The organism is Aliibacillus thermotolerans, assembly GCF_027853235.1.
GTDB classification, from domain to species: domain Bacteria; phylum Bacillota; class Bacilli; order Bacillales; family Marinococcaceae; genus Aliibacillus; species Aliibacillus thermotolerans.
In genome coordinates, this window is sequence record NZ_WKJG01000077.1 from 1 (window position 1) to 3,325 (window position 3,325).

Below are 3,325 nucleotides of genomic sequence, written 5' to 3' on the forward strand. Positions count from 1 at the left end.
CTCCGAAACGTCGGACATCTAGGGCAGGGACTGCCCGAAGTAACGCTCAAGGAGACGAAAGAGTGCTTTCGTCGAGGAGTTGAGAAGCTCCCACTTCAAGCGTTAGCTAAGTGGCGAGTAGTTCACCCGCTAGATACTTTCCCTATAAATAATAAACCGTTGCACATTTTAAGCGAACTGTTTACGCAAAAAATACATACGATATACAACCAAGTCCCTCTAGGCGTATCCTAGGGGGATTTTTGGGTTCTTTGTCAAATAGTGTTGGTGAGGCTTTTTAGAGACAGTTCGTTGGTAAAATGTAATCGGACAGCTTAGAGGGGTAGAGATTCCTCTAAGCTGTTTTTATAGTTGCCAAATTGTGGGTGATTAGAATCCGGTTTTTAAAATGATAGAAGTTTCTGTAACCAAAGGCAATTCGTTTAATCACCTTAATCTTATTGTTAATCCCCTCTAAAATGCCGTTATTATAATCGTATTTCAGCGTATTCTCCACATAATCTATGTACTTCCTTGTCGTTGAAATGGCAGTTTTCATGTAGTTAGAAACATTTTTTTGTTTGTTATCCAATGCCTTCTTCAACAGCTCAAACTCCTTGTTTTTTACGCAAAATCGCACATAGTGATATAGTTCGTATGAAGCTTTTAATTCCGAATCTAAATCTAACAAGTAGTGAATGATATCGACTTCACGCATAAGCTTTTTAAAGCTACGATGGTACGTATAGTTTTTATAATCCATATTTTTTTGATCTTTTAGGAGTAGTTTCCAATATTTTTTTAATTTGTTGTAATTCTTTTTATCTTGATTCATTACTCTGATCCGAGTTTTGTTTAAAGCTCTGCTAAATAGCTGAATGATATGAAATTTGTCAATAATAATTTTGGCTTTAGGGAAAATGTCTTGAATTAGTGAAATGTAAGGGCTGTACATGTCAATCACAATGGTTTTAACGGCGTATCTCGCCCGTCTTGAATAACGTAAGAAATAATCTTTCAGGACATGTAGTCTTCTGTCCTCCACGATATCGATAATCTTTCCTGTCTGCGCATCACAATAAATAAAGGACATCGCTCCAACTGCTGATTTTACAGACTTAAACTCGTCAAAACACAAGTGTTTAGGAAGATAGTTATAATTCGGCTTATAGTAATCATAAAAACTGTTTATTATTCGATTAACGGTAGAGTGAGAAACATTATAATGTTTGGCAATATCTTTTTCTGAGATTTTCTCTTTCGCATGAAGGGCAATAGCCGCCTTGGTATTATGAGAGATGTAACAATTTTGAGCCACAATATTTGTTTTTAAGGTAAAAGTGGAACGGCAATGCTTACAGAAATAGCGTTGTTTACGCAATTTTAAGTAGGTATGAAACCCCGAGATACTAGGCATTTTAATGACGGAAGTTTTAAAGCCATGTTTGATGATTTGATCATCAAACACATGACCGCAAGCGTAACAAGCCTTTGGTTGGTAAGTCAACGTACCATGAAAGACTTTTGATTGTACCCCTTTTATCGTTTCTTCTGTACAAAAGTTTTCATCAAAGTAGATATTTTTATCTTTTATATTTAGCAAATTTCGGATAGAATAATGATGAGACATGTGACATCACTCCTTGTAAAATGTGGTTTAGCGATTACATTTTACCAGAGTTTTGTCATGTGTCTCATTTTTTTGCGTAAAAAATTGGTGCTGGTTTATACTCACCAACACCAAATATTGTAGAACCAACTCAAACGATTCAAGGAGTCGGTGGAATTGAGTTTGTTTATACGAAAGATATAGATCAAATCTCTATTAACGACGAAATAGAAGTTCAAAACTTTCGTGTTGCATTTGAAAGAGATTTGAATAGCTAGTGCGTCAATGAGTAAAATAGAGTATAATAAAAAATAGATTCATTTATGAAACATTCATTTGAATAAGTTTTTCACTAGGGGTGCTTTTGTAAAAAGCTGAGAGAAAGATTAATTCATCTTTCAACCCTTTGAACCTGATCTAGTTCATGCTAGCGTAGGGAAGTGAATCGATTGTTTTTGATGATCATTTGGTGAATCAAAACAGCGGATTTCACTCCTACGAGTGTGTTCGCTGTTTTTTTTATTTTTTAATAGGAGGATGAGGAGAATGGAAAAAATTAGAATTGGACTCGAATGGTTTAGAAACCCAGATCATTTACCACTCATACTAGGTATCCATCATGGGTGGTTTGCCGAAGTACAGCTGGAAGTGGAGATGATTGAGCCGGAAGAACATTTTGACGCGATGGATGAAATAAAAGCAGGAATGATGGATATCGCCATTACTGAGCCTCTCCATCTTGTGGAGGATCGTGGAAATGGGGAAGATGTGATTGGGTTTACACGCTTTTTACATACGAATGGTGGTGTTATGTTTGAGCGCGGAAAAGGAATTGAGCGGCCGCGAGACTTAATTGGCAAACGAATTCAATACCCTGGTGCACCAGGACTCGGGGGACTTGCGATTGTGAAAACGATGGTAGAAGCGGATGGAGGAGAATGTCGTTACGAAGATTTTCAACCAGTGAACAATAGCTTTTACCACACAGAAGCCTTGGCGAAAGATTTGGCGGATGCGACAACATTAATTTTTCAAAACTTTGAAATGGTGGAAGCGAGATTAAAAGGGTTAGACGTTGATTATTTTGCGTTGAAAGATTGGAATGTCCCTGACTTTTGTCAATTAATACTCATTACTTCCCGGGAAATATTCGCAAAGAGAAAGCCTGTTTTTCAACGTTTCGTCAAAGTATTACGTAAAGCCATTGATCACATCAAGGAAAATCCTAAGCAAGCAAAAGAAATTTACTTGGAGTTCACGAAAGAAGATAAAGACGATCTGTTCATTAACAAAACAATTCATGCGACGATTCCATGTTTTACGTATGACTTTTCGATGTCCACGGATTACTATGATCAGTTGCAAAAATGGTTACACCAGACAGGGAAAATTAAAGAGACGATTGATCCCGCGGACTATTGGACGAATGAATGTAGCCTGTAAATTTTAGAGGGGAGATTGAAATCCCCTCTATTTTAAAATTATTTTTATTTTTAGAAAACTAACTTCATGGTATAATTTACTTATATCATATAAAAAAGTGAGGGAGTATGATGAGTAATTTTATCGTTTCACAGTTTGAACAAACACTTCATGGTCTCATGGATGAGCGTGAACTACTCGCCACTTAGCTAACGCTTGAAGTGGGAGCTTCTCAACTCCTCGACGAAAGCACTCTTTCGTCTCCTTGAGCGTTACTTCGGGCAGTCCCTGCCCTAGATGTCCGACGTTTCGGAG

2 protein-coding genes and 1 riboswitch are annotated in these 3,325 nt (G+C 37.2%); of the genes, one reads left to right on the forward strand and one right to left on the reverse strand.

The window, feature by feature from the left end; translation table 11 throughout:
- Nucleotides 1–334 precede the first annotated feature (334 nt).
- The gene (locus GJS40_RS11910; RefSeq protein ID WP_270898082.1) at nucleotides 335–1,609 is read right to left on the reverse strand and encodes an ISL3 family transposase; all 1,275 of its coding nucleotides are present in this window, start codon (nucleotides 1,607–1,609) and stop codon (nucleotides 335–337) included.
- A gap of 323 nt (nucleotides 1,610–1,932) precedes the next feature.
- Nucleotides 1,933–2,044, forward strand: a riboswitch (TPP riboswitch).
- Between the two features lie 90 nt (nucleotides 2,045–2,134).
- On the opposite strand from GJS40_RS11910, the gene GJS40_RS11915 reads away from it, so the two are divergent.
- Nucleotides 2,135–3,031, forward strand: coding sequence for an ABC transporter substrate-binding protein (locus GJS40_RS11915; RefSeq protein ID WP_270898083.1), 897 nt, complete (start codon nucleotides 2,135–2,137; stop codon nucleotides 3,029–3,031).
- The last annotated feature ends 294 nt before the right edge of the window (nucleotides 3,032–3,325 follow it).

Coding starts and splice junctions, on each gene's coding strand:
- GJS40_RS11915 (WP_270898083.1), top strand. CDS start 2,135: ATGGAAAAAATTAGAATTGGACTCGAATGGTTTAGAAACCCAGATCAT.
- GJS40_RS11910 (WP_270898082.1), bottom strand. CDS start 1,609: ATGTCTCATCATTATTCTATCCGAAATTTGCTAAATATAAAAGATAAA.